Below are 25,502 nucleotides of genomic sequence, written 5' to 3' on the forward strand. Positions count from 1 at the left end.
GCCCGCAGGATGAAGGTCCTCCTCGCCCCCGGTGGGCTGTGGCCCGAGCCGGCCGGAGTGCCTCTGTCCGGCCCGGGCCGAGGCCTACCCGCCGGCCGCGTCGCCGCCTGCCTGGAGCGCGGCTGGCACACGGTGCGCCCCGCCGACTGCCTGACCCTGAGTCCCATGGCCGACGGCGGCCCGGGCTCGGCACAGGCCATCGCCCCGGAGCGCATCGCCTCCCGCGAGGCCATCCAGGGACAGGGACCGATCGGACAGGTTCGTGAGGTCGACCTGGTACGGCTGACTCCCGGCCCGGCACGATCCGCGGCGCAGCGCCCCGGCGAGGGCCGGACGTGGTTCCTCGACGCCGCTCGTCTCCTGGCCCCTCCCTCCGATCCCGGCGAGAGCGCCCAGGAGGCCCGCCAGGGCAGCACCTACGGCCTGGGGCAGGTCATCGGTACGGCCCTGAGCCGCACGGCTCCCTGCGACACGCTCCTCGTCGGACTGTCGCGCTCCGCCGTCCATGACGGCGGAGCCGGGACGCTGGACGCCCTCGGCGGCGCCCCAGCGGCCATGGACCTGTTCGCCGGCCGCAGCCTCGGACTGGTCCTGGCCGACGACATCAGCCTGGGAGGCATGAACGGGGCGGGCGCAGCTCTGGTGGGGCTCACCTCCTTGAAGCCCGAGCAGGCCCTGGATCTGGATCGTCGAGCCTGTGCCGCTGCCACCGAGGCCGTGAGCGCAGCCGACGCCGCATCGCGTGCAGCCTCTGGTGGACAGAGGCTGCTTCCCGTCATCTCCGCGCTCGACAATTCGCAGACGCCCTCGCCCTCAGGTGCAGCGGACTCATGGGGGACCGGCCGCCTGAGCACCACCACCTGGGGCACCGGGGCGGCCGGGGGCAGCGCCATGGTGCTGCGAGCCCTGGGGGCGTGGGCCCGGCCCGGAGCCCGCGTCATGGCGGAGATCCTCGGACTGCCTGATGCGGTCCTCGGCCAGGACCTGGTGGTCACCGCCTCGGGCGAGCTCTACGACGTCCTGGCCGACGGCGTCGTGGGCGTCGTCGGCCGGCTCGCCGCCTCACAGGCACTGCCGGCCGTCCTGGTGTGCGGGCGATGCGCCACCACCCGTGGCGAGCTCGCCGGCGCCGGGGTCTCCAACGTCTACAGCCTGCAGGAGCCCCACGCCATCGAGCCCTGGGACGCCGGCGGCCCCGATGCGTTGGAGGAGCGCCTGACCGACATGGGTGCCCGGCTGGCCCGAACCTGGTCGCGCTAGATCAAGCAGCGGGCGCCGCTGCGTCGCGGCTCAGCCGATGGGAGCCGCGGCGGTCGAGTCGCGCACGATGAGGTCGGGGGCGAAGAGCATCTCGGTGTCGGTCGGCCTCTCCCCGTCGAGCTGCGCGAGCAGTGTCGACACCGCGGCCCGGCAGATGGCGTCCACGGGCTGGCGCACCGTGGTCAGTGGCGGATCGGTCATGGGGATGAGCGGCGAGTCGTCGTAGCCGATGACGGAGACGTCGTGCGGCACGGACCTGCCGGTCTGACGCACCCCGTGGACGACACCGAGGGCCATGACGTCCGAGGAGCACACGATGCCGGTGCAGCCCTGCTCAAGCAGGTGCAGTGCGGCGCTCACGCCCCCCTCATAGGTGTAGAGCGTCTCCACGATCCGTAGCGGCTCACCGGGCAGTCCCTCGCTCATGGCGTCCTCGTAGCCGGAGCGCTTGCGCTGAGCCGGGACCATGCGCTTGGGCCCCATGGCGAGCCCGACACGTTGATGCCCCAGGGCGATGAGGTGGTCCACCGCCATGCGAGTCGCCCGGCGGTCATCGGTGGCGAAGCCCGGGGCCTTGATGGTCGGTGCGTTGCCGTTGACCGTCACCAGCGGCACGCCGCGCTCACGCAGACGCTGGTAGCGGGTGACGTCACCGGTGGTGTCGGCGTGGCGACCGGAGACGAAGATGATTCCCGCGACACCGCGGTCCACCAGCATCTCGATGTACTCGTCCTCGCTGATACCACCGGGTGTCTGGGTGCACAGCAGCGGGGTGTGCCCGGAGGGCGCCAGGAGCTGCTCGATCTGCTGGGCGAACAGGGGGAAGATCGGATTGCTCAGCTCCGGCACGATCAGCCCCATGAGGCCCCTGGAGGCCTGGTGCACGGACTCGGGCCTCTCGTAGCCCAGGATGTCGAGCGCCGCGAGCACCTGCCGCCGGGTCGAGTCGGCCATGTTGGACTTTCCGTTGAGCACACGCGAGACGGTGGCGGTCGAGACACCCGCCTGGTCGGCGATGTCGGTGAGGGTGAGTCTCTGCGGCATGAGTGAATCCTACGAGGATCAGTGAAGGTACAAGGGCCTCTTCGCGTGAACCGACGGTGGCTCGTCGCCCGGCCCTCCATCCACCATCATCGCAGATCACGTGCCGTTCGCGTGAATCAGGAACCGCCGTTACGCCACAGTCGTGGCTTCCAGCCAGGTCGTCGTCGTCGGGGGGATGAACAGCCGGCCCTCGTCCTGCCTGAGGGGCTGAGACGACACCAGCACCTTGGCCTCAGCAGGCAGGATGACCGGGGAGTCGGAGGTGTTGACGACGACCAGCACGCCGCGCACCAGGAAGGCCAGAGCCTCAGGCGGGCACCACTCCAGTCCGGTGACGAAGGCCAGAGGGGCGCAGGCCAGGTTGTACTCATTGCGCACGTGGGCGGCGTGCCGCACGGTCGCCGCCGGGGACCCGAACTGCGAGGACTGCCCCTGAGTGTGCTCGGCCACCATGTCCGCCAACTCCAGGGGAGCGGTGGGCTTGTCTGCGTCGGACAGCGCGATCTCATCGCCCTGCCGCAGGTAGAGCGAACCGGGAAGCGCCAGCATCATGGCCTGCAGCGCCAGCCCTCGAAGCAGGCGCAGGTCGTGATCGACGGAGTACCAGCGCTGGCCGTCCCCCGGGTCCAGGTGCTCGGACAGGATGTGAGGAGGCAGGAAGCGCCAGGTGGGCGGTGCGCCGAAGCGATCGTGCTCATCCAGGGAACGAGTCAGGTGGGCAGTGAGGGACTCCGCGTTCCAGCGGGTCAGGGTCAGGCAGTCGTCCCGCAGGTGGTGGACCCAGTCGTCCTGGAGATGGTGGCGCAGCGAGTCCGGGTAGTCGGCTGTCACGTCGGCACCGATGATGCCCTCATCCACGTACTCGGCGAGCTGACCGTGCAGCATCGCGAAGTAGGCACTGAGGCGGTCCAGCCGGGTCTCGCTGGTGACCTGGGGAGGAACGATCGTCCCCAGGTCGATCCCGACCGCACCGGCCTGGAGGTAGGCCTCCGAACGGCGCAGCAGGTCGTCACCCGACCCCTCGAGTCCGGTGATGAAGCCGGTGGTCCGTTTGGCGTAGGGGCCCGTGATCGGACCGAGCGCACCGGAGATGCGCACGATGGTGCGCAGACCCTGCTCGCCCGCCTTGTCGATGAAACGACGGATCGAGTCCACCTCGGAACTGACGTCGAGCAGGCTGGGACGAAGCAGGACCGCATCCATCCCCAGGTAGAGGGCGTGCTCGATGATGGGGGCGGTGCGGTCCAGGTCGGCGGCCCCCAGGGCCGGCGAGGGGATCTCGTAGACCAACGCGTGGCGCCACCACTCCTCCGGACCGTCGTAGGGCCGGTGAACAAGGGTAGTGGTTGTGGTCACGGTAGGTGTCTCCCTTCCGCCGGACTGGTGCCCAGGAGCGTCACTGCCAAGAGTGCTTTATCGGTGGTGTCTCGTAGGGTGCTGGTGACCACATACTGACGATTTCGGATGCCCTTGCTCCCTTGGAACGGTGTCGGAGGTGTCGGAACGGTGACGACCATCGTAACCCGCTTCTGCGCTACCTTGTGTCTATGTCGGTGCAGAAATCTGGATCCACGCCTGTGCGTGTCGATGGAAGCGACAGTCTTGCCCTGGCTGGATACCGACCGCAAGATGCTGAGCGCTTTGTTCACGAGCAGGCGAAGAATCCTCAGCGCACGCCTTTCGAACGCGACCGTGCCCGAGTCCTGCACTCCTCGGCGCTGCGACGCCTGGGGGCCAAGACGCAGGTGCTGGGGCCGTCCGCCGACGACTTCGTGCGCACCCGGCTCACCCACTCCCTCGAGGTGGCGCAGGTGGGGCGGGCCCTGGGCCAGGCGCTGGGATGCGATCCCGACGTCGTCGACGCCGCCTGCCTGTCCCACGACCTGGGCCATCCGCCGTACGGGCACAACGGCGAGAAGGCGCTCGACGTCGTCGCCCGCCGGATCGGAGGCTTCGAGGGCAATGCCCAGACCTTTAGAATCCTCACCCGCCTGGAGCCCAAGACACTTGACGAGTCCGGTCGACCGGTCGGCGTCAACCTGACCCGGGCCAGCCTCGACGCCGTTGCCAAGTACCCCTGGCTCAAGGGGCGGGGGCCGGGGGGCCCGAGCGGACGCAGCTCGCGCAAGTACTCCGCCTATGACGACGACGCCGAGATCTTCACCTGGATGCGTCAGGGGGCGCCGGAGGGCAGACGCTGCATCGAGGCCCAGATCATGGACCTGTCCGACGACGTCGGCTACTCCGTCCACGACGTCGAGGACGCCATCGCCCTGGGGCGCATGGACCCGGCCTGCCTGACCGACCCGCATGAGGTCGATGAGCTCCTCGAGGCCACCAGGGCCTGGTACGGCACCGACCTCAGTGCCGACGCCCTGGGGGCGGCCTTCGAGCGGCTCTCCGGCCAGCCCTGCTGGATCCGCTCCTACAACGGCTCGGCGCCCGACGCCGCGCACCTGAAGAACCTCACCAGCGAGATCATCGGCCGCTTCGTCTCAGCGGTCGCCGCCGCCACCCGCCAGACCTACGGCGCCGGCCCACTGACCCGCTACGAGGCCGAGCTCGTCATCCCCGAGGAGACGGCCGCGGAGATCCTCCTGCTCAAGGGCATCGCCGTGCGTTACGTCATGGAGCCCCGCGAGCACGAACCGGTCTACCTGCGCCAGCGCACCCTCATCTTCGACCTGGCCGACGTCCTCATGACAGGCGACGGGAAGGGCATCGACCCCGTCCTGGCAGACGCCTGGCACCGGGCCGAGAACGATGAGGCGCGCCTGCGGGTGGTCGTCGACCAGATCGCCTCCCTGACGGACACCTCCGCGCGCGCCTGGCACGCCCGGCTGTGCGGCATGTTCTCCGAGGTCTAGCAGGCCGGGCGCAGCGGGGGAGCGGTAGGCGCCTGCGCAGGATGCCTGCGCAGGATGTCGGTGGCCTCGCCTACGATGGGCCTGTGACGGGACTGATCAGGCGCGAGGACATCGAGGCGGTGCGCGAGCGCGCCCGGATCGAGGACGTCGTCGGCGAGCACGTGACCCTCAAGAGCGCCGGAGTCGGCTCGCTCAAGGGACTGTGCCCCTTTCATGACGAGCGCACCCCCTCCTTCCACGTCCGCCCCCAGCTCGGCTACTGGCACTGCTTCGGCTGCGGTGAGGGCGGCGACGTCATCACCTTCATCGAGAAGATCAACCACCTCGGTTTCGCCGAGGCCGTCGAGTACCTCGCCGACCGCACCGGGGTCCAGCTGCGCTACGAGGAGGGCGGAGCGGTCCGGCGCGGGGTGGAGCCGGGCACCCGCCAGCGACTCATGGACGCCAACCGGCTGGCCGAGGCCTGGTTCCGCGAGCAGCTCGCCACCCCGGAGGCCCAGGTGGGGCGCGACTTCCTCACCGCCCGGGGCTTCGACCGCCACGCCGCCGCGCACTTCGGCGTCGGCTACGCCCCCGCCGGCTGGGACAACCTCGCCCGCTACCTGCGCAGCGCCGGCTACACCGAGGCCGAACTGGTCGACTCCGGGCTGTGCAGCCGGGGCGGACAGGACGGGCGCCGCGTCTACGACCGCTTCCGGGGCCGCCTGACCTGGCCCATCCGCGACGTCACCGGAGCCACCGTCGGCTTCGGGGCGCGCAAGCTCACGGAGGAGGACCAGGGCCCCAAGTACCTCAACACCCCTGAGACCCCCGTGTTCCACAAGAGCCAGGTCCTCTACGGGCTGGACCTGGCCAAGCGGGAGGTCGCCCGCTCCCACCGGATCGTCGTCGTCGAGGGCTACACCGACGTCATGGCCGCCCACCTGTCCGGGGTGACCACGGCCGTGGCCACGTGCGGCACCGCCTTCGGCGCCGACCACGTGCGGGTCGTCCGCCGCCTCCTGGGCGACATCGACGACCCGGCGGCGGGGGTCGTCACCGGACAGGGACGCGAGGCCCGCGGAGGCGAGGTCATCTTCACCTTCGACGGCGACGCCGCCGGCCAGAAGGCCGCCCTGCGCGCCTACGCCGAGGACCAGCGCTTCGCCACCCAGACCTTCGTGGCCGTCGACCCCAGCGGCCTGGACCCCTGCGACCTGCGTATGAAGGAGGGGGACCAGGGCATCCCCCGCCTGCTGTCCAGGCGCGTGCCGCTGTTCGAGTTCGTCATCCGCACCTCCCTGTCCCACCTGGACCTGGACACCTCCGAGGGACGGGTGCGGGGACTGCGCTCAGCGGCGCCAGTCGTCGCAGGCATCCGGGACCGGGCGCTCAAGCGCGAGTACACCCGTCGGCTCGCCGGATGGCTGGGACTGCCCGACGCCGAGGTCCACAGCGCCGTCCAGGCCGCCGGGAGACGAGGTCAACAGCCCCCCGCACCCCGCGGCGGCCAGTGGCCCGCGGACGAGACCGCCGGGCCCGACGCCGCCGCTCCGGTGCGCGGCCTGCCACCGGTGACCGACCCCGTGGAACAGCTCGAGCGCGAGGCCCTGGCAGTCATCATCCAGTTCCCGCTGGCCGCGCACCGGGCCGGCGCCGACGAGCTGGGAGCAGACTCCTTCGGCCAGCTCACCCACCGGGCCGTCTACGAAGCGGTCGCTGCCGCAGGCGGAACCGGAGAGGTGCCGGGGCTGGTGCAGCAGGCAGTGGCCGCAGGCATGGGGGAGCAGGAGGCGCAGCGACGGGCCACGTTGCGCTGGCTCCAGCAGGTGCGTGACGGGGCCATCGGCCTGGTCGAGGCCGCCATCACCGAGCTGGCCGTGGCCCCTCTGCCACTGCCGACCATCCGGGGACGCGGCACGGAGGTGGACGCCTCCGGGCTCGACCGCTACGCCAAGGGCGTGCTCAGCTCCCTGGCCGTGATGGGCATCAACCGCCGGCTCGTCGAGATGCGCTCGCGGCACCGCCGGATGTCGCCACAGGATGAGGGCTATCGGGAGCTGTTCTCCCAGATCGCCGCGCTCGAGCAGCGCCGCATGCGGATCAGGCAGGGAGCCTGACGGTCGCGGGTGGGGCCACCGGGCAGGTGGTGCGGGTAGCCTGGCGGGCATGCTGAACCTGCGACGTCGTCAAGGCTCATCCGCCCGCTCCACCACTGTGCTCCCGCTTGAGATGCGTGAGCAGCTGCATCAGCCCGTCCTGGGAGCGGTTCCTCTGGACGAGGACGGCTCGGCATGGGCAGCGGCCACCGCCGACGCGCTCGTCGTCTTCAGCGGGCGCAGCAGGCCCGAGCATCACGCCTGGGACGAGGTGGAGCAGGGGTCCTGGGACGCGGAGGAGAGGGCCTTCACCCTGAGATGGACGGACCTGGAGCGTGATGACCTCGTCCTGGAGGTCCCAGCAGGAGTTCGTGACGGCAGCACCTACGCACCCACGGACGTCGCTCCTTTCGCCAAGGCCCTGCGCCAGCGGGTGGAGGCCGCCATCATCCACAGCGCGGTGGCGACGCTTCCCAGTGGTGTCACGGCCACAGCCAGCGTGCGTCGCGCTGCAGACGGGGACCTGTACTCCGTGACCCGTCCGACGATCTCCCAGATTGCGGATGAGGAGGACGAGGAGGCGCTGCACGTGCTGGAAAACCGCGTCAGGGAGGGTGTGGGGCTGCCCACACGGTAAGATATCCCAGGGATTGCAGCGTTTTCGATGATTTGCCGGATTCGACGTTACTGCGGGATGTTGCTAAAGTTCACTGCGCGTCAAACGCATTCCTGCGTAGCTCAATGGCAGAGCATCCGACTGTTAATCGGACGGTTGCTGGTTCGAGTCCAGCCGCAGGAGCTCATCACTCGGAGCCCCGGCCTCACCGGCCGGGGCTCCGTCGTCTTCCGGCGCGATGCTGGTGGAGATCTTCTGAACGGGCCCCTCATACCTTCAAGATCGTGACGCATAAGTTCTCCGCGGTTGCCAGGCTGCTGCGGTGACGACGGCGCGCAGGGAGTCATCGGGCAGCCGGACGTGGCGTTGCGTGGTCTCGGGGCGGCGTGGCCGAGGACGGCGCCGACGGGCCGAACATGACCTCTCCGCCTCAGTCATGGGAGGATGCCGCCATGGCATACCGCGACATCCGCATTATCGGCGACCCGGTCCTGCGCACAGAGTGCGACTGGATCACTGACATCGACGACTCGGTCAAGGCCCTGGTCGAGGACCTGCTCGAGACGGTCGACGAGGACGGCCGGGCGGGCTTGGCGGCCAACCAGATCGGAGTCGGTCTGCGCGCCTTCTCCTGGAACATCGACGGCGAGATCGGCTATATCCTCAACCCCAGGATCGTCGAGCTCTCCAAGGACGAGTACCAGGACGGGGACGAGGGCTGCCTGTCGGTCCCCGGCCTGTGGTTCCCCACGGAGCGCGCCTGGTACGCCCGTGCAGAGGGCACGGACCTTGACGGCAGGAAGGTCGTCGTCGAGGGGGAGGAGCTCATGGCCCGCTGCATCCAGCACGAGTGCGACCACCTGGAGGGGCACCTCTACCTCGATCGCCTCGACCGGACGAACCGGGCCAAGGCGATGAAGGAGCTGCGCAGCCAGGGGCTGTGACGGCGCTCAGGACACACGACGGGTGGGGGCAGCAGACTCAGGGTCTGCTGCCCCCACCCGTCGTTACCTGAAGGCGATGATGAAGCCTGGCTCTACGTGCCCCTAGCCCACGCGGTGCAGCCAGCGCACGGGGGCGCCGGCTCCTGCGTAGCGGAAGGGCTCGAGCTCGTCATCCCAGGCCTGACCCAGCGCCAGGTCGAGCTCACGGCGCATCCTCTCGGGGTCTGCCGCGTGGACGAGCGCGGCACGGATCCGGTCCTCGGGGATGACGACGTTGCCGTGAACATCCGTCTGGGCGTGGAAGATCCCCAGGTCGGGGGTGTGCGACCAACGGCCGCCGTCGGTCCCCACGCTCGCCTCCTCGGTTACCTCGTAGCGCAGGTTCGCCCAGCCGCGCAGGGCGGAGGCGAGGCTGGCGCCGGTTCCGGCAGGCCCCACCCAGCTGGTCTCGGCCCGCATCATGCCCCGAGCCGCAGGTTGCTCGGTCCAGTCCAGGTGGACACGCGAACCGAGCACCTCGGCCGCCGCCCACTCGATGTGGGGGCAGAGCGCCCGAGGTGCTGAATGCACGAAAAGTACACCGCGGGTGTAGGCACCGATCATGAGTATCGCCTCCTGGTTGGTTTCGAGATTCGCCTTCCCCAACGGTCTCGATCCTCAACCGGGCTCATGTCATGACGTACGCGGCATGCACGGCTATTGTGCACGACGGGGCGGGCCGGGTCCAGCCCGGTGGGTCACAGCCCGGGACTCACACCCGGGCTCACGGCGCCGTCGCTCTGCCTCCGGCTACGCCTGGGTGAAGACGAGTGCGACGTTGTGCCCTCCGAAACCGAAGGAGGTGCTCGCCGCCGCCTCCAGCGCAGGCAGGCTGCGCCCCTGCGGCCCGACGACGTCCAGACCGAGCTCGGTCAGTTCCGGATCCACGCCGGCGGGCAGCAGCGTCGGCGGGGCCCACCGCTCCCGTAGCGCCATAACGGTCAGAACCGCCTCCAGCCCGCCGGCTCCGCCCAGGAGGTGGCCGGTGGCGGACTTCGTGGCGCTGACGGCCGCCTCCGGAACGCTCCGGGCCAGGACCCCGGCCTCGACGACGTCGCCGGCCGGGGTCGATGTGGCATGGGCGTTGACGTGCCCGAGCGCGCCGGCACCGAGACCCGCTCGCTCCATCGCCTGCAGCAGGGCCCGCTCCTGCTCCGCGCCCGATGGCTCGGGGCGCGCCACGTCGTAGGCGTCGGCGGTGACTGCTGAGCCCGCGAGCACGGCCAGGATCCGTGCACCCCGGGCCGTGGCGTGCTCGTGGCGCTCCAGGACCAGGATCCCGGCGCCCTCGCCGAGGACGAAGCCGTCCCGGTCCGGAGCGAAGGGGCGTGAGGCGGTCGCCGGGTCCTCATTGCGCGTCGACAGCGCCCTCATGGCCCCGAAGGCGGCCACCGTCATCGGGTGGAGGGCCGCGTCCGTCCCTCCGGCCACGACGACGTCGGCCCGTCCCAGCGCGATGAGATCCGCGCCGTAGGCGATGGCCTCTGCTCCCGAGGCGCAGGCGGAGACCGGGGAGTGGATCCCGGCGCGCGCTCCCAGCTCGATCCCGACGGCAGCGGCCGGAGCGTTGGGCATGAGCGCGGGAACCGCCGTCGGAAGAACTCGCCTGGGGCCCCTCTCCCTCAGGGTGTCCCAGGCCTCCATGACCGACAGGACCGGTCCCATACCGGGGGACACGGACACCGCGAGACGCTGCGGAGCGACCTGCGGGGACCCCGCCTGCTCCCATGCCTGGCGGGCGGCCAGCAGCGCGCACTGGCTGGCACGGTCGAGGCGGCGCATCTGGCGGGCTGGGAGCAGGTCGGACGGGTCGACCGCCAGAGGAGCGCCGATCCGCACGGGTAGCCCGTAGTCCTCCACCCAGTCGTGCTCGAGGGGGCGGACCGCGCAGGTGCCTGCGCGCAGGGCGTTCCAGGTCGAGTCAACGTCTGCGCCCAGCGGGTTGACGGTACCCAGGCCGGTGACGACGACCTCGCCGGGACGGGCGGCTGCTGGGAGCATCTGGTGTCAGGCCTTCTTGGAGGTCACAAGATCCACCAGGGCTCCGACGGTGGGCAGGGTCGGGATGAGGGAGTCATCGAGAGCCACCCCGAAGCGCTCCTCGACCTGGGTGGCAATGGTCAGCAGACCCAGGGAGTCGACGTCGAGGTCCTGAGCGAAGGTGGTGGAGCGGGTGATGTCCTTGGCGTCGACGCCGGACTCCTCGCTGACGATCTGCGTGATGACGGTCAGGACGTCGTCGTTGCTCTGCTCGGCCATGATGGTGGCTCCTTCTTGCCGCTGCGACGGAGACGGGCTGTGATCCATCGCGGCGCTGGGTCTGGACGGTTGGTGCGGTGCGCCGGCGGCGCGGTCAAGACCATTGTCCCAGAAGGGAACGAGCTTTCCGGAATCGGTACGCCACCGAGACACTCGAGACACTGAGGCCGGTCCGCTCCGAACGGAGTGGACCGGCCTCAGGAGGAGTGAGTGGTGGGGACGGGGCTCTGCGCGTCCTCTGCGGGGATGGCGTCGGCGGGTCAGACCTCCCGTTCGACCGCCAGCCGTCCCACGATGATCGCCATGTGCAGCATGAGGCCGTCGCGGGCGTTCGTCGCGTCCCAGCCGACCTGCTCGCTGACCCGGCCCAGCCGGTAGCGCACGGTATTGGCGTGCACGAACAGGTTGCGGGCCGTCGCCTCCAGGCTTCCCCCCAGGGCCAGGTAGGTGGCCACGGTGCTCTCGAAGGGATCGCCCATCTCGTGGAGGGGAGCGTGCACGAGGCTGAGAATCTGCTCGCCGGCGAGCTCGTCACCCGCCAGAAGACGCTCGGGGAGAAGATCGTCCGCGTGGACGGGGTTGGGAGCCTCGGCCCATCCGGGCAGGGCGCGCAGACCGGCCAGGGCCGAGCGCAGTGAACGGCCCGCGTGCGAGATCCCCGAGACCACGGGGCCGACGACGGCCGAGCCGCCCAGCCCGCCGGCCACCTGCATCGCCGCCTGGTCCACCAGCTGCTCGGCGCTACCTGCTCGGGGGCTCTGGGAGGAGTGCTTGGATGATGGGCCGTGGGTCTCCGGGCTGCCTCCCAGGACGATGAGGACGGAGTCGCCGCGCACCGATACCAGGCAGTCGCTGGCGAGGTTACGGCACTCGTGGCGCAGCCGGGAGACTCCGAGCGCGTCCAGAGTCGTCCTGGCGGCGATCGCCACCACTGGTCCGGTGCCATTCCAGCCGGCCGTCCCGGCACGGGTGGCGGCGTCCTCGGGGTCGTCGTGAAGCATCGCGTCGACCGCCACGGATTCCAGCCTGGCGTCCCAGGCGCCTCGGGCCTCAGCCGCCCGGGCGTACACCTCGGCGGCGGCGAAGCCGACGTCGCGCCCGAAGGTCAGGACCAGGATACGGACCGTGTCGTGATCCTCCTTGGGGACGGCACGAGGGGCCTCGTCGACGACGACGTCGAGGACCGTTCGCACCAGGGCCAGGGTCTGCTCCAGCGTGATGACCCCGGTCAGGGCGGCGGGGGCCACGGAGAAGATCTGGGAGGGGACCAGGGGGGTCGAGGGGTTCTCCGCGGAGTCGACGAACATCGTCACGCCCAGGCGGGCCACCGCCGCGATCTGGTCGCGAGATCCTTCCGGCAGGGTTCGGTAGAAATCGTGGGCCGAACTGATGCGGTCCAGTGAGTGTTCAATAATTGTGTCCTGCGCCTGTCGCAGTGCAGACACTCCCGGAGCGCTCAACTCATCCATGCTGTGGATGTTACCGACTGGAATATCGTGATGACAGTAGGTTCTCGATTGGCGCGGCGTGTGATCCGACACGAGTTTGTGTTGAAAATACGGGGATAACTGAGAGTGGCGCGTCGTGAGGACGGACCGGATTACACAGGTTACAATAGCGTAACCATTGTGGAACTCTCGGTAAGTGAATCTGCAATGACTCGTGCGTGTGCGCCGTGTGTCAGCATGGAGGTGTGCATGCATGCACTCAACTAGACAACTCGGAGGCTCAAGATGATGCAGGCGACCCGTACAGAGGAAGATCTTCTTGGTGCGCGGGAAGTACCATTGGAAGCCTATTGGGGAATCCATACGCTGCGGGCGATGGAGAACTTCCAGATCTCAGGATCGGTGGTTGGTGATGAAGAGGCTTTTGTTCGCGGCATGGTGCAGGTGAAGAAGGCCTCGGCGTTAGCAAACAGTGACCTGGGGGCACTTGACCCGGAGGTTGCGGGTGCGATTGTGTGGGCCTGCGATCAGGTGCTGGTTGCCGAACGATGCCTGGATCAGTTTCCGGTGGATCAGTTTCAGGGAGGAGCCGGGACCAGCGTTAACATGAACACCAATGAGGTGATCGCCAATCTCGCGCTGGAGTACCTGGGTTACGCCAAAGGCCGTTACGACGTCGTCAATCCCAATGATCACGTCAACAAGTCCCAGTCGACGAATGATGCCTATCCGACTGGTTTTCGTTTAGGGCTGTTCACGCTCGTCGACTCCCTCATCGATGAGCTCGAGCGTCTCATTGCCGCCATGCGTGCCAAGGGGGCGGAGCTCGTCAATGTCCTGAAGATGGGGCGCACTCAGCTCCAGGACGCCGTCCCCATGAGCCTGGGACAGGAGTTCGAGGCCTTCGCCGTCCTGCTTGAGGAGGAGATCAGCAGACTCCGCAACAACGCCGCCCTGCTTCTGGAGGTGAACCTGGGCGCCACCGCCATCGGCACGGGGCTCAACACCCCGCCCGACTACCAGCGCACCGTCGTCGGACGCCTGCGCGAGGTCACCGGTCTGGACATCCGGGGAGCGCACGACCTGCTGGAGGCCACGAGTGACACCGGCGCCTACGTCTCCATGCACGCCGCGATCAAGCGCCTGGCGGTCAAGCTCTCCAAGATCTGCAATGACCTGCGGCTGCTGTCCTCCGGTCCTCGGGCGGGACTGGGGGAGATCCGGCTGCCCGAGCGACAGGCCGGTTCCTCCATCATGCCCGCCAAGGTCAATCCGGTGATCCCGGAGGTGGTCAACCAGGTCTGCTTCAAGGTCATCGGCAACGACGTCGCCCTGACCTTCGCCGCCGAGGCGGGCCAGCTCCAGCTCAATGTCATGGAGCCGGTGATCGCCCAGGCCATCTTCGAGTCGATCAATCTCCTCACTCGCGGGATGTCGACCCTGCGAGAGCTGTGCATTGTGGGGATTGAGGCCAATGAGGAGGTTTGCCGCCGTAATGTCCTGGATTCGATCGGAATCGTCACCTACCTCAATCCGGTGATCGGTCATCACAACGGTGACCTGGTGGGACGCGAGTGCGCCCGTTCCGGACGCAGTGTGCGAGAGGTGGTTCTGGAGATGGGCCTGCTCGAGGAATCCGTCCTTGATGAGATTCTCAGCCCGGAGAACCTCCTGCGTCCCCATTTCCGTGACCTGAAGGTGTACTCCGGATCCGATCCGTCGACTCCGCCCGTGGTGCCGACGGCTCCCGATCCGGCGAGCTGAACGGGGTCGGTCTCGGCAAATCGGCACGCAGTCACTGAGCTGCCCTGCCGTTTGCCGATATCGGAGGTAGTCCTTGTCCCTTTCAGCGAGTGTTACGAGAAGATGCTGCAGGAGCGGATGACCGGGGCATGGACGTCCTTGCCGATGACATTGGCGCCTTGGGGGTCCACCTTCGACCGCGGCGGTTCGGAGTGCCAGAAGACGTGATTGAGATTGTCGTCGTCGCTTGACCCAAATGTGACTTTATGAGCGGCGTCGACCCAGATCGTGTTGTTGAAGCCATGAACAGTGAGTGACTCGATCTCACCCTCGATGATGACTACGAGGTTTGTTGCGGTAATTGTTACGTCTCGGGCTCCTGCCGAGACCTTGACCACCTGATCGGTGGAGGTCGCGTCGCCGGAGACATCGACTTGATCGGAGGCGGGAATGACCTTGGTGACCTGGGCCTCCGCCTGGGCGCGGCTGTCCTCCTCGTCGTTGTTAGTCAGCTCGTCGTCGTAGTCGCGCACCTCGGAGGACGTGCAGTTCCCGTACTCCAGCGGGTCAACAGGCCTGGCATCGTCCGGCGCGTCCGTGGGCTCCTCATCGCTCTCCTCGGGAGCAGCGGTCTCACGGGCACGGCTCGCGGAGGACGACGATGACGCCCCCGCGACAACCGCCTGGACGGCTGAGCACCCCGACAGAGCCAGCAGGCACGCGGTCATGAGGGAGGCGGAGCGCAGGAGCGGGGAGCAGGACACCGGAGGACCTCTTTCGGTAGACGTGGCGGTGCCGGTGGCACGAGGAGGGGCTCGTTCCACCGGCACCGCAGCTGGTCGGCGTCCAACTATAGCCGCGCGGCGCGGGTCAGGACTCCCCGCCCTGGGACCCGGAGGCGCCTGCGTTGACGTTGGTCAGCTCGTAGCGGGCAATGGCCTCGGCCAGGACGGAGCGGTCCAGGCGGCCCTGCTCCACCAGCGCCTGGAGGGCGCGAACCACCACCGACTGGGCGTCAATAAGGTAGTGGCGCCTGGCGGCGGCGCGGGTGTCGGAGAAGCCGAAGCCGTCGGCCCCCAGGGTGTAGTAGTCGCCGGGCACCCAGGCGCGGATCTGGTCGGGGACCAGGTGGTCGTAGTCGCTGGTGGCGATGAAGGGGCCGCCCGCCCCGGAGAGCTTCTGCGTCAGGTAGGGAACCTGTCGCTCGGCGTCGGGAGCCAGGAAGTTGGCCTTGTCAACCTCCAGGGCCTCACGGCGCAGCTCGTTCCAGCTGGTGACGGACCAGGTGGTGGCACGCACGCCCCAGTCCTCGGCCAGGATGCGGCGAGCATCCTCGATCCAGGGCATTCCGACACCGGAGGCCAGCAGCTGGACCTCGGGGCCCTCGCCGTCGGGGGCAGGGCTGATGCGGTGGATACCGCGCAGGATGCCCTCGACGTCGACGTCGTCGGGCTCGGCGGGCTGGTGGATGGGCTCGTTGTAGACGGTCAGGTAGTACATGACGTCCCGGTTGCGGCCCGAGTCCGGCCCGTACCAGCGCTCGAGGGCGTCACGCACGATGTGCCGGATCTCGTAGGCGTAGGCGGGGTCGTAACTGACGACGGCGTCGTTGGTGGCCGCGATCATGGGGGAGTGGCCGTCCATGTGCTGGGTGCCCTCACCGGTCAGGGTGGTGCGCCCGGCGGTGGCCCCGATGATGAAGCCGCGCGCCAGCTGGTCCCCGGCGGCCCAGAACTGGTCGCCGGTGCGCTGGAAGCCGAACATCGAGTAGAAGATGTAGACCGGGATCATGGGCTCGCCGTGGGTGGCGTAGCTCGTTCCGGCGACCTGGAACAGGGCGACCGAGCCGGCCTCATTGATACCGGTGTGCATGAGCTGGCCGGAGGTGGACTCCCGGTAGGACAGCATCATGTCGGCATCGACCGGCGTGTAGTTCTGGCCCTGGGTGTTGAAGATCTTCTTGGTGGGGAAGAGAGACTCCAGGCCGAAGGTGCGCGACTCGTCGGGAATGATCGGCACGATGCGCCGGCCGATCCCCTTGTCCTTGATGAGCTCCTTGAGCAGGCGCACGAAGGCCATCGTGGAGGCGACCTCCTGCTTGCCCGAGCCGCTCTTGAGGATGTCGTAGGTCTTGTCTCCGGGAAGCTCGAGCTCGACGCCGCCGTCACGGCGCTCGGGAACGAACCCGCCGAGCTGGCGGCGCCGGTCCAGCATGTAGAGCAGGGAGGGGTCATCCTCGGCCGGCCGGTAGTAGGGCGGCATCTTGGGGTTGGCCTCGAGCTGCTCGTCGGTGATCGGGATGTGGAGCCGGTCGCGCAGGGCCTTGAGGTCCTCCAGCGTCAGCTTCTTCATCTGGTGGGTGGCGTTGCGGCCGGCGAAGTGCCCGCCCAGCAGGTAGCCCTTGACCGTGTGCGCCAGGATGACGGTGGGCTGTCCCTTGTGCTCCATGGCGGCCTTGTAGGCGGCGTACATCTTGCGGTAGTCGTTGCCGCCGCGCTGAAGGGCCCAAATCTCGTCGTCGGTCCAGTCCTTGACGAGCTCGGCGGTGCGCGGGTCACGGCCGAAGAAGTGCTCGCGGATGTAGGCGCCGTCATTGGCCTTGAAGGTCTGGTAGTCGCCGTCGAGCGTCTCCATCATGAGGTGCTCCAGGGCGTGGTCCCTGTCAGCGGCGAGGAGCTGGTCCCAGCCACGGCCCCAGATCACCTTGATGACGTTCCAGCCGGCGCCCTTGAAGAAGGCCTCGAGCTCCTGGATGATCTTGCCGTTTCCGCGCACCGGGCCGTCGAGACGCTGCAGGTTGCAGTTGACGACGAAGGTGAGGTTGTCCAGCTGCTGGCTGGCTGCCAGCTGCAGCATGCCGCGCGACTCGGGCTCGTCCATCTCGCCGTCGCCCAGGAAGGCCCAGGTGTGCTGCTGGGAGGTGTCCTTGACCCCGGCGCCCTGGAGGTACTTGTCGAACCAGGCCTGGTAGATGGCCTCGGCGGGCCCCAGACCCATGGAGACGGTGGGGTACTCCCAGAAGTCCTCCATACGGCGGGGGTGAGGGTAGGAGGGCAGGCCGCGGCCGCCGGCCGGACGGGACTCCTCCTGGCGGAAGCCGTCGAGGTCGGCCTCGTTCAAGCGCCCCTCGAGGAAGGCACGGGCGTAGTTGCCGGGGGAGGCGTGCCCCTGGAAGAAGACGTGGTCGCCGCCGCCGGGGTGGTCCTTGCCGCGGAAGAAGTGGTTGAAGCCCACCTCGTAGAGGGTGGCGGTCGAGGCGTAGGAGGAGATGTGGCCGCCGACCCCGACGCCGGGGCGCTGCGCCCGGGTCACCATGACGGCGGCGTTCCAGCGCAACCAGCGCCGGTAGGTGCGCTCGGCGCTCTCGTCACCAGGGAAGTAGGGCTCGTTGGTGACGTCGATGGTGTTGATGTACGGCGTCGTCATCTGGGTGGGCACCGTGACGTTCTTCTGACGGGCCTGGGCCAGCATGCTCAGCAGGATGTAGCGCGCCCGCTTGGCACCCTTGTCCGCGATGAGGGCATCGAGGGACTCGTGCCACTCCTTGGTCTCCTCTGGGTCGTTGTCGGTCACCTTCGTCAGGAGGCCGTCAATGAGCGGCGTGGAGTCACTGGTGGGGCTCACGGAATCCTCTTTCCTCGCGTCTGTGCGGTGGGCCCGAGCCCTGCGAGCGCACCATGGCGCCGAAGACGGCGTCTGCGCACGCCTGAAGTCAGGCCGCTGTGGATGATGGCCCTAATCTACGACCTGAGGCGGTGCGAACGCTGCACCCAGCGGGAGGAAAGTCCTACCTCACGTATGGTGTGGGCCACATGCTGGAGGGTAGGTTTCCGCATGTCGAGCGGAGTGATGAGCCCTGGAGTCCCCGGCGGCGTCCGGAACGGCGTTCAAAGCAAAGTTCAAGGTAATCTGAAGTGCGTGTTCACTTGCGCGGCTGGCACCGGGTGAGGTGGGCTAGTACCCATCGCCCAGCAGCGGGCGAGCGAGAGACGGGCGCAGCCCAGAAGGACGGTGTAAGGAAGTGGCGAGTACAGCGGGTGGGGCTTTCGGCTTCGCCTCCGGTCTCATCATCCAGGAGTTCGGCTACGACGACGACGTCGACGAGGCCTTGCGGCAGGCGGCTGAGGCCGAGACCGGAACCACTCTGGTGGACGAGGACTATGAGGACGTGGCCGACTCGGCCATCGTGTGGTGGCGTGACGACGACGGCGACGTCGACGACCTCACTGACCTTCTGGTGGACGCCCAGGCCAACCTTGATGGTGCGGGGCTCATCTGGGTGCTGACACCCAAGGCGCGCACCACCGGCGCCGTCCAGGCCGCAGAGGTGGAGGAGGCGGCCGCCACCGCCGGCATGCACGCGACCTCCGCGGCGTCCATGGGCCAGCATTGGAGCGGAATCAGGGTCTCCAGCCGGGGGCGTTGATGAGGCTCACGGCCGGGCTGTGTCCTGCGCCGGCCTACTACGGTGCGAGTCGGCGCGATTCGTGGCTTGCGCCGCAGAAGCGGTAGAGTCACGGGTCAGGGCGACTCGCGCCGTCAGCCGCCTGTGCAGGGGCCTGGAGCGCCGTGGTTTCGATCGCGGCTGCGGCTTGAGAAGCGCCTGCGCCTGGACCTGTAGCTCAGTTGGTAGAGCAACGCGTTTACACCGCGTCGGTCGTCGGTTCGAGTCCGGCCGGGTCCACCACAAGCTCCGTATACGAACCCTTGGACCGTGCGGCAGCCTGGCGATCAGTTGGAGAAGACTATGAGTAACGATCAGGCCGGAATCCCGGTGGAGCTGACCGAGGCGCTGTCGGAGAACGAGACGGCGGAGAAGATATTCGCGACTCTGCCTCCCTCGCACCAGAATGAGTACCTGCGCTGGATCTGTGAGGCGAAGCGCGCGGAGACCCGCCGACGTAGAGCCGTCAAGGCTGTGGAGATGATGGTCGACAAGCACGGGTAGGGTGCTGCTCCTTGCCTGCTCGAAGCGACGGCGATGGTGAGGCGGATCGACAAGCGACATCGCTGTCGTGGTGCGTATCAAAGGTTCTTCGTGAACCGGTGGTGCCGTTCGGGATAAGGACCGGGCTGCTGTGAGCGTCGCCCGCGGGCGGTGACCTGGTCGTCGACCCAGCGCTCCCACTGCGTGGCGTGCAACCGCTCGCCCACGCTCAGGGGTGCGGTCACGCCTGCGTCAATGAGATCGTCCAGGATCATGAGAGACGACTCGGGAACCGGGGTCTCCCAGGGGACGAGCTTCCACGGTCCGTCCGGGCCCAGAAGGAGGAGTGAGCGGTTGAGATCGTGCAGGTCGTTGAAGCGCTCGTTCTCGCCGCCCTCGGAGTACCAGTACCAGCGTGTCAGCCGGAACGACTCCCACACCTGGGTCCAGCTCTGATAGCGCTCCCGTAGCGCACGATCCAGCAGTGCCAGCGTGTCCCACGCCTCCGCCTGCGTCAGCCAGCCCAGTGCGGTGCCGTACCGGGTCAGCATGGCTGCGCGGACCATGTCCCAGGCCGCGAAGTCCACGTCCCGGATGCCCCGGTCGTTGTTGCGCATCCGCTCCAGGCGCCACAGCGTCTCGGCCGCGTCCTGAGAGGACTCGGCTGCACCTCGAAGCTCGTAGCGCTCTGCCTCCGCCAGAGAGGTGTTGGTCCACCGGGCGCGTTCTTCGTCGAAGTCGCTGCGGTGGCCGAACATGATCAGCTGGAAGATCTGGGTGAGAAGACCGATGCGGGAGTGCACTCCCCAGTCTCGGGCGAGCATCTCCCGTTCAGATTCGGGGTCCGAGGAATCGAGACGGTCCCACGGATCCTGGTGGCACAGGGCGTACGGCGCCGAGATCGCCGCGAGTCGTTCGTACGGGCCGGGGGAGAACGAGGCGGGATCGGAGCTCATGATCGGCTGGTGCTGCTTGGTGAGCTCATCCCAGGTGGACTCCTCGCCTTCATACGGCGACGATGCGGCTTCCTCCTGACGCCGCCGAAATTTTTGACGAATCACTCTGTATAATTCGGCGACACAAATTATTCCGAAGAATGCCAGAGCAATAATGAGCGGTGGGACCTGGGAGGACATGAAGAGTATTGTGCAGCACGCTTGAGGCATAGTGCTAAACGCGGCGGCACGACTTGATAACACTTGGCAGTCGTGGGAAGTGCCATGTCTTAGGGATGAGACAGAAGGGGCCACTGAGATCGAGAGTGTTTTCTACCTCACCGGGTCCAGTACGCGTCCTGTGGATGGGTGCGACTGAACCGTAAATTGGCTGCCACCTCCTTGAAAGGGTCTTTCGACGTCGTCGATGGTTCCGTTGAGATCGCTCAGTGCAAGGAGCCGGCCGTCTTAGCCGGCTCCTGGGCTGATCCGCACATTGCCAGTGCATGTCTCTGCCATGGCCATGCCTGCAGGCTCGGCCGGTGCATAGGCGTACGACTGCTGTCGCATCATCAACATCCTCACCAGGACTCTCACAGTAAGGTACACCGGATCACAGTAACTGTGATTCCTGGGGAGGGCATCGTCTTCTATGCCAAGGGAACGATGATGGGCAGCGTATTTCCGGGATGGGATGAGCCGGGCCCGGATGGAAACGAGTCGCCCTGGTGTCTGGACGTCTTTCTGAGCGGTCTGGGAGAACGAGTCACTTCTCCGCGGCACGAATTCACTCTGAGAGCGACTCTCGATGATGGGATCTGCATACAGCCAGGCAGGAACGGAGTCAACGGCAGGGGAGTTGCCGGCCTCGGCCGAGGTGAGCGCGGAAGCGGCTTCTCAGGGTGAGGGTTTGTATAGCGATGCTGTGGTGCCCCCGGCGGGACTCGAACCCGCACGCCCGTAGGCAGCGACTTTTAAGGTCGCGGTGTCTACCGATTCCACCACGGAGGCGATGTGTCCCGATGTTCGAGTATCGGGCACGAGGTACAACTCCGCACCATCGACCCTAACAACCTGGCGGTCCTGCTGGACTTCCGGCGGAAGCTGGCCGCCGGTGATGGTGGGCAGGTGTGTACCGGCCCCAATGTAGCGCATCCAGCGGGCACCGAGGGGTCGGATGACTCAGGAGCCGATGCCGACGAGCCTGGGCCGTCTCGCGCGCCAGGTGCTGCCGAGCCACAAGGCGAGAACCTGCAACGCCGCGCTACTACTCTGGGCGACGACGCGGGGGAGCGGCAGCACGATGAGAGTGGTACACCCGACACCGCACCTCACGCGCCTCGTGTCGTCAGTCGCATCACGCAGACGAGGTTCCGGCCCCTCACGCCTGAGCAGCGCCAGCAGGTGATCGACCTGTACCACGCTGGCGTTCCCGTCAAGGAGATCGTCCAGCAGACAGGTGTCAATCGCTCGACGGTCTATCGGCTGCGTGGGCAGGCCGGGCTGGAGCGCAACCACCGCTTCACCGACGACGACCGTGCCCAGGCAGCTCTCCTTTGCCAGCAGGGCCTGACTGTCGCCGAGATCGCCAAGCAGCTGGGCTTCAGCCGCATGACCATCGGGCGCTACCTGTCGGCTACTCGCCAGGGGTGACGGCAGCGGCGATGAGAACGGCACCTCCTCGTCGAAGCGCTTCACTGCCGTCTGGAGCGCCGACAGCCCTTGACACCGGCTGGCTTTGTCGATCCCTACGTCAAGCACACCGCCCAAGGCTCCAGCACGCACGGACGTGAGCTGGTGCAAGCCAACTAGGCACGCCACTGGCGGAACGTGTCAGCATTCCTTTACACGTTCCGCCAGTACCTTAAGCAACTAGTCGACAGGCTTCAGACAGGCAACATGGCGTTGGAGCGCGGGGGCTGAGCCTTACAGTTTGCATGCCGACGTGTCTTGCAGCGCCTTCAGTACCGTGATGAGGTTCTTGGTCGACTCTGCCAGCTCGTCGTCCGTATATGGATCGTTGAGTCTGTTTTCTGGATGGTGGATAGAGTTCCGAATGTAGTATGGAAGTGTTGCGTCCTCTGGATCATCATTTGGCTTATCGTCGCGATCCCATTTTTTAGCATATGACAGTCTGTGTGTATCATGTAGATAGGTGTTAAGTTTCCACTCGCTTTTACGTCTGGAGATCACCTGTATTTCACCCCACAACTCATCATGGAACTCCACAGTCGGAATTCCAAAAGCAAAGTAGGTGATCTCGCCCAGAGAAGGCTCTTGGTTGGCGAGGATCCCAAGCTCGTCCGAGTACTGAATTGAAGGTACGTTATCTTCGCGCGAGAAGATGAGCAGTCTGTGCTTTGTTGGACTGTATGAGCGCAGCATATAAGGAGAGTGTGTAATGAGGAACAGTTGCTCCTCATCCGAAATTCTTGTCAGTGCTTCTCCGAGCTGAATCTGCGCACGAGGGTGAAGCCAGGTTTCAGGCTCATCGAGGAGGAGCGTGAGGGGTGCATGCTCTTTCGTTTTGTGCTGCATATTCGAGTATACCTGAATCAGCGCTAGCGTGACGGCGCGCTGCATCCCCGTGCCTTTGTCGCATAGCGGGGTTTCGTAGTTGCCATCCGTGACGAGCAGTTGGCCACCCTTGATGAAGGTTGCAGCATCAGGAAGATTGAAGTCGAGCCGGACTTTTGCTGAGCCGTATTGCTCCTGTACAAGGCGTTCAACCTGGCTGGTGACATCTGCAGTCAGAGATGAGAGCGAGTCCTCCCCATCTGAGAATGTTTCTGTATGGGCTTTCTGAAATTACTTCCATCCTTTGGTGTCTTGAAATTCTTGTGAGATCGCAGCGATGAGTCTCCCAAGGGTTTTGGTAGAACCGAAATCGACGATATCAGAGGTGGAGGTGTCGGCGAGAACTGGTACGATATCAACTAACGACTTAAACAGTGCGTCAATGCCGAGGGGATTCTCGAACTGCTGCGTCTCAGGGTTCCAAAAGGGGACTTTCTTCCCGTCGAGCTTCACTTTCTTGCCGTTCTGTTCAATTTCCTCTATTTTTGGTGAGCGCCGCATTCTGAAATACGGTTCGGTTTGATCGGCAAGCAAGTAGTTCTTAAACTTGGAGTATTTTTTGTCTTCAACAATCTGAGGTAAATCATTCCCGGCAATAATGGCCTCCACTGAGAAGTCCTCGCTGGTAGCCTTGTTCTGTAATGCTGACGTATCGCGAGTTCCTTCGGCGAGATACCGTAGAGCGTCGACAATAGTGGACTTTCCGCAGTTATTATCGCCAACGATATAGTTGATCCCTTTGGAAAAGGTGATCTGATGCTCGCCTTTGAAAGACTTGAAGTTGGTGATGGTTAGGGATTTGAAATACATAATGGTTCCTCATGGTGTGTCTGTCGCAGCCATTGCGACAGCGCGCCCGAGTGGGGCGCCTTCACGATAGCCCGTCGCACGATGAGTGAGTCAGCTTGTGGGGTTCCTGCGTCGTTGCAGTTTGGTAACGGTGCAAGTTGCTGAGCCTCTTGCTATTGCTGGTGTACGCTCACACTATCTTAGTGGTAGCTTATCAGGTCCAATAAATAATATGGTATCCTAATTACATGTTGGCTAACGCCAAAATATCGCGACGTGAGGTGTATGTTACCTACACCGCCTGCAACTTACTCTCAACGATCGTTACACGACTCGCAAGCTGATCATGCTGGGTGGTGAGTAGCTTAATCGCACCCTGGGCGCGGAGCGATTCTTCGCTTTGCGCTTCGATATCTTTGCTCAGCGAGTCGATCCGCTTGGTGACCTCTTGGTGGTTGCGGTCAATCTTCTCTTCTAGCGCTGCGAAGCGGGTGTCGATCTCATTGAACTGCTGGCCAATGGCATCGAAGCGTGCTTCCATACCGTCACGCATTTCCTCCACATCGCCCCGAAGCCCCTTCATCTCATACTCGAGCTTGTCAAGGCGGCTCTCCATACTGTCTAAACGTCCATCTACTTTGTCGAGACGCTTGTCTATCTTGTCGAAGCGCTCAGCGCTCCGCTCTTCCATGGCATTGAAATTAGTGGTTAGTAGCTCTTGTATGCGTTGAAAATCGTTATCCGTCATACTTCTATTTAAGCATGGCAGTGTGTCAGTGTAAAGCGAGATATGCATCGAGGGTGAGGTGTAGGTGTGCCGTCTGCTTTCGACATATAGAGCGGCTAGAAACCCTCTAGATGGTCTAGAAATGGGTGGCGAGCAGAACGGCGAACACTGCCAACGTATTCGAGTGCCACAACCTCTACTGATTCTGGCTTTTAATGACGAGCCTTGAACTATTCGACATCCGACCAGTCGAGCTCGGCCTTATACTTATATAAAAACCGGCGTGTCTGCTCGTCATCGGCGACAGTTTCGTCATCGAATCGACTGTCAGCCCACGAGGTTTTTCCGATGCGTCGGATATGGAGCTCGCCATCGGAAATGGTGTAGATGCACTCCTCGCGGAAGTTATTGCCTTCGTAGTAGGTTTTCCGGCTGAAGCCGTCGTTCTGGTCGAGCAGCTGCTGGCGCACCGTTGCGGTCAGTCTTTTCATGGTGCTTATGCTCCCATCGTGTGTGCGTCCCGAGGATGTGAAGGCTTATGATTGCTATCACAGTCTGATAGGTGGACGCAACGCCAACGTCTTGCATAATTTTTCCACTTGGAGGAATGTGGGCTCTTGTACTTCCCACACCCACATTCCGCACATCGCGCGTACACCGTCATACTCGGTGCGAGGCGTTGGCGCTTACGCAGGGCGTGCTGTGTGATGGCGTGCCCACAGATGCACAATGGCTCCTCGGCCAGACACTGCGGTGGTGGTGTGACCCGCGTCTTCTTGCCAAGCACAACACTCCCGTCGCCGAGCTGGACTGGAGTGCGTGGTGTTTCTCGGACAGGGGGAGTTTTTCTTCCCGTGAGTCGATAGGATGGAGACCATGCCAGCAGCGAAATACTCAGAGGAGTTCAAGGCCCAGGTCGTGCGTGAGGTCATTGAGAAGGACCGCACGATCGCCTCGGTGGCGGCCTCGTATGATCTTGTGGCCCAGACGGTGGGTAACTGGGTCGCAAAGTACAGAAAAGATCATGCTACCGATCAGGACCGCAAAAAGGCCTCCGAGTCAGCCGAGATCGCGAAGCTGAGAGCGGAAAACAGGGAGCTGCGTCAGGAGAACGAGTTCCTGAAAAAGCGGCGGCCTTCGTGTGTCCTGAACGGAAGGGAGCTGTGGGTGTAGTTCTGTAGCTTCTGGATGGTGTTGCGTAGATGATGAGGGTTGTGGCCCCTCGAAGTCGTTGTGCGGATGATGGCTT

At 65.6% G+C, this 25,502-nt stretch carries 22 protein-coding genes, 3 tRNA genes and 1 pseudogene; 12 read left to right on the forward strand and 14 right to left on the reverse strand.

Annotation, left to right across the window (positions count from 1 at the left end):
* Positions 1–9: 9 nt before the first annotated feature.
* Positions 10–1,260, forward strand: a complete 1,251-nt coding sequence (locus tag HCR68_RS09710) for a glycerate kinase (RefSeq protein ID WP_167148987.1) — start codon at positions 10–12, stop codon at positions 1,258–1,260.
* 30 nt (positions 1,261–1,290) lie between these two features.
* On the opposite strand, the gene HCR68_RS09715 is transcribed toward HCR68_RS09710, so the two are convergent.
* On the reverse strand, positions 1,291–2,304 hold the full coding sequence (locus HCR68_RS09715; RefSeq protein ID WP_167148989.1) for a LacI family DNA-binding transcriptional regulator: 1,014 nt from the start codon (positions 2,302–2,304) through the stop codon (positions 1,291–1,293).
* Positions 2,305–2,433: 129 nt separating this feature from the next.
* Positions 2,434–3,660, reverse strand: a complete 1,227-nt coding sequence (locus HCR68_RS09720) for a glycosidase (protein WP_167148991.1) — start codon at positions 3,658–3,660, stop codon at positions 2,434–2,436.
* A gap of 221 nt (positions 3,661–3,881) precedes the next feature.
* Here HCR68_RS09720 and HCR68_RS09725 point away from each other — a divergent pair, with 221 nt between their 5' ends.
* The 5 genes from HCR68_RS09725 (at position 3,882) to def (ending at position 8,809) form a co-directional block, all read left to right on the forward strand.
* Entirely contained in the window at positions 3,882–5,171 is a 1,290-nt protein-coding gene (locus tag HCR68_RS09725; RefSeq protein ID WP_208320573.1) for a deoxyguanosinetriphosphate triphosphohydrolase, read from the forward strand.
* Positions 5,172–5,254: 83 nt separating this feature from the next.
* Positions 5,255–7,270 (forward strand): DNA primase, encoded by a 2,016-nt coding sequence (dnaG, locus tag HCR68_RS09730; RefSeq protein ID WP_167148994.1) that lies wholly within the window; start codon positions 5,255–5,257, stop codon positions 7,268–7,270.
* A gap of 49 nt (positions 7,271–7,319) precedes the next feature.
* Positions 7,320–7,886: a hypothetical protein gene (locus HCR68_RS09735; protein WP_167148996.1), complete on the forward strand. Its 567-nt coding sequence runs from the start codon at positions 7,320–7,322 to the stop codon at positions 7,884–7,886.
* A 90-nt stretch (positions 7,887–7,976) separates the two neighbouring features.
* A tRNA-Asn gene (locus HCR68_RS09740) sits at positions 7,977–8,048 on the forward strand.
* A 269-nt stretch (positions 8,049–8,317) separates the two neighbouring features.
* The gene (gene def, locus HCR68_RS09745) at positions 8,318–8,809 is read left to right on the forward strand and encodes a peptide deformylase (protein ID WP_167148998.1); all 492 of its coding nucleotides are present in this window, start codon (positions 8,318–8,320) and stop codon (positions 8,807–8,809) included.
* 102 nt (positions 8,810–8,911) lie between these two features.
* Here def and HCR68_RS09750 read toward each other — a convergent pair whose 3' ends face one another.
* The 4 genes from HCR68_RS09750 to HCR68_RS09765 form a co-directional block, all read right to left on the reverse strand.
* Positions 8,912–9,412 carry a DUF3145 domain-containing protein gene (locus tag HCR68_RS09750; RefSeq protein WP_167149000.1) on the reverse strand — a complete coding sequence of 167 codons (501 nt, stop codon included), beginning with the start codon at positions 9,410–9,412 and terminating at the stop codon, positions 8,912–8,914.
* Between the two features lie 186 nt (positions 9,413–9,598).
* Positions 9,599–10,849: a beta-ketoacyl-[acyl-carrier-protein] synthase family protein gene (locus tag HCR68_RS09755; RefSeq protein WP_167149002.1), complete on the reverse strand. Its 1,251-nt coding sequence runs from the start codon at positions 10,847–10,849 to the stop codon at positions 9,599–9,601.
* Between the two features lie 6 nt (positions 10,850–10,855).
* Positions 10,856–11,107 carry a phosphopantetheine-binding protein gene (locus HCR68_RS09760; RefSeq protein ID WP_167149004.1) on the reverse strand — a complete coding sequence of 84 codons (252 nt, stop codon included), beginning with the start codon at positions 11,105–11,107 and terminating at the stop codon, positions 10,856–10,858.
* A gap of 260 nt (positions 11,108–11,367) precedes the next feature.
* Complete coding sequence (locus HCR68_RS09765; protein ID WP_208320574.1) at positions 11,368–12,576, reverse strand: helix-turn-helix domain-containing protein; 1,209 nt, start codon at positions 12,574–12,576, stop codon at positions 11,368–11,370.
* Between the two features lie 264 nt (positions 12,577–12,840).
* Between HCR68_RS09765 and aspA the strand changes: the two genes are divergently transcribed.
* Positions 12,841–14,319 (forward strand): aspartate ammonia-lyase, encoded by a 1,479-nt coding sequence (gene aspA, locus HCR68_RS09770; protein ID WP_167149008.1) that lies wholly within the window; start codon positions 12,841–12,843, stop codon positions 14,317–14,319.
* Between the two features lie 92 nt (positions 14,320–14,411).
* Here the strand turns inward: aspA and HCR68_RS09775 are convergent, their stop codons facing one another.
* On the reverse strand, positions 14,412–15,062 hold the full coding sequence (locus HCR68_RS09775) for a DUF3060 domain-containing protein (protein ID WP_167149010.1): 651 nt from the start codon (positions 15,060–15,062) through the stop codon (positions 14,412–14,414).
* Positions 15,063–15,168: 106 nt separating this feature from the next.
* A complete protein-coding gene (gene aceE / locus HCR68_RS09780; protein ID WP_167149012.1) occupies positions 15,169–17,922 on the reverse strand; it encodes a pyruvate dehydrogenase (acetyl-transferring), homodimeric type in 2,754 nt (917 codons plus the stop codon).
* A 397-nt stretch (positions 17,923–18,319) separates the two neighbouring features.
* Between aceE and HCR68_RS09785 the strand changes: the two genes are divergently transcribed.
* The 3 genes from HCR68_RS09785 (at position 18,320) to HCR68_RS09795 (ending at position 19,246) form a co-directional block, all read left to right on the forward strand.
* A complete protein-coding gene (locus HCR68_RS09785) occupies positions 18,320–18,724 on the forward strand; it encodes a DUF3052 family protein (protein ID WP_167149014.1) in 405 nt (134 codons plus the stop codon).
* A 185-nt stretch (positions 18,725–18,909) separates the two neighbouring features.
* Positions 18,910–18,985: transfer RNA gene (locus HCR68_RS09790), tRNA-Val, on the forward strand.
* A 60-nt stretch (positions 18,986–19,045) separates the two neighbouring features.
* Positions 19,046–19,246 (forward strand): YdeI/OmpD-associated family protein, encoded by a 201-nt coding sequence (locus HCR68_RS09795; protein ID WP_167149016.1) that lies wholly within the window; start codon positions 19,046–19,048, stop codon positions 19,244–19,246.
* 77 nt (positions 19,247–19,323) lie between these two features.
* Here HCR68_RS09795 and HCR68_RS09800 read toward each other — a convergent pair whose 3' ends face one another.
* Positions 19,324–20,361 carry a DUF1266 domain-containing protein gene (locus HCR68_RS09800; protein WP_167149018.1) on the reverse strand — a complete coding sequence of 346 codons (1,038 nt, stop codon included), beginning with the start codon at positions 20,359–20,361 and terminating at the stop codon, positions 19,324–19,326.
* Between the two features lie 725 nt (positions 20,362–21,086).
* Positions 21,087–21,171 (reverse strand) — tRNA-Leu (locus HCR68_RS09805).
* A 117-nt stretch (positions 21,172–21,288) separates the two neighbouring features.
* On the opposite strand from HCR68_RS09805, the gene HCR68_RS14460 reads away from it, so the two are divergent.
* Positions 21,289–21,813, forward strand: a complete 525-nt coding sequence (locus HCR68_RS14460; RefSeq protein ID WP_279586988.1) for a helix-turn-helix domain-containing protein — start codon at positions 21,289–21,291, stop codon at positions 21,811–21,813.
* A gap of 273 nt (positions 21,814–22,086) precedes the next feature.
* Here the strand turns inward: HCR68_RS14460 and HCR68_RS09815 are convergent.
* The 4 genes and pseudogenes from HCR68_RS09815 to HCR68_RS09830 all read right to left on the reverse strand — a co-directional run.
* Positions 22,087–22,917 (reverse strand): annotated as a pseudogene (locus HCR68_RS09815) (AAA family ATPase); the annotation flags it as partial.
* Between the two features lie 51 nt (positions 22,918–22,968).
* Entirely contained in the window at positions 22,969–23,547 is a 579-nt protein-coding gene (locus HCR68_RS09820; protein WP_167149020.1) for an ATP-binding protein, read from the reverse strand.
* Positions 23,548–23,818: 271 nt separating this feature from the next.
* Positions 23,819–24,274, reverse strand: coding sequence for a hypothetical protein (locus HCR68_RS09825; RefSeq protein WP_167149022.1), 456 nt, complete (start codon positions 24,272–24,274; stop codon positions 23,819–23,821).
* Positions 24,275–24,483: 209 nt separating this feature from the next.
* Positions 24,484–24,744 carry a hypothetical protein gene (locus HCR68_RS09830; RefSeq protein WP_167149024.1) on the reverse strand — a complete coding sequence of 87 codons (261 nt, stop codon included), beginning with the start codon at positions 24,742–24,744 and terminating at the stop codon, positions 24,484–24,486.
* 385 nt (positions 24,745–25,129) lie between these two features.
* Between HCR68_RS09830 and HCR68_RS09835 the strand changes: the two genes are divergently transcribed.
* Entirely contained in the window at positions 25,130–25,426 is a 297-nt protein-coding gene (locus HCR68_RS09835) for a transposase (RefSeq protein ID WP_167145991.1), read from the forward strand.
* Positions 25,427–25,502 lie beyond the last annotated feature (76 nt).

The organism is Actinomyces sp. ZJ308, from assembly GCF_011752065.1.
Taxonomy (GTDB): Bacteria; Actinomycetota; Actinomycetes; order Actinomycetales; family Actinomycetaceae; genus Actinomyces.

Excerpts from the sequence above, each read along its gene's own strand:
- HCR68_RS09710 (WP_167148987.1), top strand. The coding sequence starts at position 10 with ATGAAGGTCCTCCTCGCCCCCGGTGGGCTGTGGCCCGAGCCGGCCGGA.
- HCR68_RS09715 (WP_167148989.1), bottom strand. The coding sequence starts at position 2,304 with ATGCCGCAGAGACTCACCCTCACCGACATCGCCGACCAGGCGGGTGTC.
- HCR68_RS09735 (WP_167148996.1), top strand. The coding sequence starts at position 7,320 with ATGCTGAACCTGCGACGTCGTCAAGGCTCATCCGCCCGCTCCACCACT.
- def (WP_167148998.1), top strand. The coding sequence starts at position 8,318 with ATGGCATACCGCGACATCCGCATTATCGGCGACCCGGTCCTGCGCACA.
- HCR68_RS09750 (WP_167149000.1), bottom strand. The coding sequence starts at position 9,412 with ATGATCGGTGCCTACACCCGCGGTGTACTTTTCGTGCATTCAGCACCT.
- HCR68_RS09755 (WP_167149002.1), bottom strand. The coding sequence starts at position 10,849 with ATGCTCCCAGCAGCCGCCCGTCCCGGCGAGGTCGTCGTCACCGGCCTG.
- HCR68_RS09760 (WP_167149004.1), bottom strand. The coding sequence starts at position 11,107 with ATGGCCGAGCAGAGCAACGACGACGTCCTGACCGTCATCACGCAGATC.
- HCR68_RS09765 (WP_208320574.1), bottom strand. The coding sequence starts at position 12,576 with ATGGATGAGTTGAGCGCTCCGGGAGTGTCTGCACTGCGACAGGCGCAG.
- aspA (WP_167149008.1), top strand. The coding sequence starts at position 12,841 with ATGATGCAGGCGACCCGTACAGAGGAAGATCTTCTTGGTGCGCGGGAA.
- HCR68_RS09795 (WP_167149016.1), top strand. The coding sequence starts at position 19,046 with ATGAGTAACGATCAGGCCGGAATCCCGGTGGAGCTGACCGAGGCGCTG.
- HCR68_RS09800 (WP_167149018.1), bottom strand. The coding sequence starts at position 20,361 with ATGTCCTCCCAGGTCCCACCGCTCATTATTGCTCTGGCATTCTTCGGA.
- HCR68_RS09820 (WP_167149020.1), bottom strand. The coding sequence starts at position 23,547 with ATGTATTTCAAATCCCTAACCATCACCAACTTCAAGTCTTTCAAAGGC.
- HCR68_RS09825 (WP_167149022.1), bottom strand. The coding sequence starts at position 24,274 with ATGACGGATAACGATTTTCAACGCATACAAGAGCTACTAACCACTAAT.
- HCR68_RS09830 (WP_167149024.1), bottom strand. The coding sequence starts at position 24,744 with ATGAAAAGACTGACCGCAACGGTGCGCCAGCAGCTGCTCGACCAGAAC.
- HCR68_RS09835 (WP_167145991.1), top strand. The coding sequence starts at position 25,130 with ATGCCAGCAGCGAAATACTCAGAGGAGTTCAAGGCCCAGGTCGTGCGT.